The organism is Okeania sp. SIO2B9 (genome assembly GCF_010672505.1).
GTDB classification, from domain to species: domain Bacteria; phylum Cyanobacteriota; class Cyanobacteriia; order Cyanobacteriales; family Microcoleaceae; genus Okeania; species Okeania hirsuta.
Map to the genome: position 1 here is coordinate 1 of NZ_JAAHGK010001098.1, position 2624 is coordinate 2624.

2 protein-coding genes are annotated in these 2624 nt (G+C 33.7%); both read left to right on the top strand.

Annotated elements, in window-relative coordinates; genetic code table 11:
- Nucleotides 1-305 precede the first annotated feature (305 nt).
- Nucleotides 306-1715 (top strand): protein kinase, encoded by a 1410-nt coding sequence (locus F6K13_RS27715; protein WP_287243642.1) that lies wholly within the window; start codon nucleotides 306-308, stop codon nucleotides 1713-1715.
- 367 nt (nucleotides 1716-2082) lie between these two features.
- On the top strand, nucleotides 2083-2568 hold the full coding sequence (locus tag F6K13_RS27720; protein ID WP_287289092.1) for a tetratricopeptide repeat protein: 486 nt from the start codon (nucleotides 2083-2085) through the stop codon (nucleotides 2566-2568).
- The last annotated feature ends 56 nt before the right edge of the window (nucleotides 2569-2624 follow it).

The window sequence follows — 2624 nt, forward strand, 5'->3', positions numbered from 1 at the left end:
TGCCGCCAAAGCCTTAAAAATGGCTAGAACCCTTAGTAACTCAGGATTTATGCCTTTTCGACGTGAAAACCTCTACCCATCTATATCTGAGCCTATTTTCTGCCTTTATTTTATGTAAGTCCCAATGAGAGCGGGTCTCGGAGCTGGCCGACCATCGACCAAGAAAAGAAAAAATTTTCCTTTTATTCAACCCTCTTCTTTTCAAACAGAGGTAATAATTAATAATTAATTATTAATTATTAATTATTAATTGTTGAAGCCTTCCTTCTTCCCTCTTCCTTCCTCAATAAAATAAGGATACAAAAATGTCGATCAACTGCCCAGTTTGTGGCGCAGAAAATTCTGATACTGCCATTACCTGTCGTGCTTGTGGTTGCCCTTTAACGAATATAAATTCTGTAGGATATCAACTACCTAGTGGCACTTTACTTCAGCAAGGTAAATATAGAATAGAAAAAACATTAGGTGAGGGTGGTTTTGGCATTACTTACAAAGCAACTGATTTAGAAAATTTTACCGATGTTGCGATTAAAGAACTTTGCCCAGATAAGTTTCTGAGACATGGCATAAATATTATTTGGCCTCCTTCTATTACTGCCAAAATTAAGCAGGAACAAATCCAAAAATTTAAGATAGAAGCAGAATATTTACAAAAATGTGTCCATCCCAATATTGTTAAAGTAATTAATTGGTTTGAAGCTCATAATACAGCTTATTTAGTAATGGAATTTGTCAGAGGTAAACCCCTGTCTAAAATTTTGCAAGAAAAAGGTAAGCTACCAGAAAATATCGTCAAAAAATATTTTATTCAAATTGCCGAAGCTTTACAATTGGTTCATGCCAATAATTTTCTGCATCGCGATATTAAACCGGATAATATTATTATTAATTTCCTAGATAAAGCTATCCTAATTGATTTTGGTTCCGCTAGAGAATTTTTGGCAGGTTTCACTCATAAAATGACCTCTATGTTGACGCCTGGATATGCACCAATAGAACAATATACTAACTTCGGAAAACCCAATCCTAGTGCAGATTTATATGCTGTTTGTGCTTCAATTTATCATGCTTTAACAGGTAAAGTACCAGTAACATCATCTGCTCGATTAAGTTCAGAAACTTTGATTTATCCACGGCAAATAGAACCATCAATTCGTCCTCAAACAGAACAAATTATCTTAAAAGGAATGAAGATGAATATAGAGGAACGTTTTCAAAGTGCTGAGGAATTAATTAATGCACTTAAAGGTAAGTTTATTTCTCAACAATTAAGTCAAGCTAGACAGATTTTAAAACAAGGAAATTTGACAGAAGCAGTCACAACTTATCAACAATGTTTGTTAAAAGAACCCGATAATGGTATTGCTGCTGTAGAACTGGCAATGCTGTTAGTTTATATTGACGATCGCCAAGCTATTTTTGCTGCTAATCAAGCTATTAAAATTAATCCAAATGATGGTAGAGGCTATGGAGTTTTAGGGCTAATTAGTTGTCGTCAAGAAAATTGGGTGCAGGCACTTCAACAGTTAAAAAAAGCTGTAAATTTATCTCCGGAAGAATCTTGGATACAGGCTAACTATGCTTGGAGTTTAGCAAAATTATCTAGATGGAAAGAAGCATTAATAGTATGCGATCGCTCCTTGAAAATAGATAGTAATTCTGCTTTTGCATTAGGATTAAAAAGCTGGATTTTAGCTAATCAAAAACACTGGTAAAAAGTCATCGGTACTATTCGTCCTGCAATAAAAAATTCCCAAAAATATAATAGTAGCGATGGGTAAGCATTCAGCAGTCAGCTATCAGCTATCAGCTATTGCTTTTAGTTTTAGATAAAAGCTTTAATAATTGAGGCAGAATTTATACTTACTACCAAAGTCGGCTGTAAAGTCTATATTAATTTGAACCTCCTCATAAGAGCTGAGAGCTGACAGCTAATAGCTGAATACTTACAGCGATGGGCAAAAATTACTTTCTTGGTTATACCCTTCTTTGATGTTTGCTATAGACCAAGAATTACTAGGTAAAACTACTCCAGATATAGATAAATGTATTGAATAATGTATTGAATAATTTATTACTAAATTGCCTAACAGTAGTTTTGCTTGGGTATGCAAAGGTTGGAAACTAGGCTGCAAAAATCAATGGCAAGAGGCTATTATTTCTCTAGAAAAAGCTACCAATTTATCTGATATTAAATCTTGGATATTTTTAAATTTAAGCATTGCTTATGAACATCAGGGAAACTATCAAGCTGCCATTCAATTATATAAAAATTTCAGTCAGAATCATCAAAATGAAATTGCTCTATTTCGTTTAGGCACTTTCCTTGGTCGTCAACAACAATGGTTACTCGCTAAATCCTTCCTAGAAAAAGCAATTAAAATAAATCCAAATTATGCAGAAGCTTATCATAATTTAGGGTGGGTGTTGTTAAATATTAAAAATTCTCATGGAGAGATTCAAAACTTACAAGCAATGGAATCAGCTTATGGTCAAGCTATGGAGCTTTATGAACAACAAAATAAGTTAAATTTAGCTAACAGTATTAAACAAGCATTTCAAGTATAGCTGGTCACTACAAATACGAGGCATTTTTAACCAACTTGCCCATAAATGATAGTTGG

Excerpts from the sequence above, each read along its gene's own strand:
- F6K13_RS27715 (WP_287243642.1), top strand. The coding sequence starts at position 306 with ATGTCGATCAACTGCCCAGTTTGTGGCGCAGAAAATTCTGATACTGCC.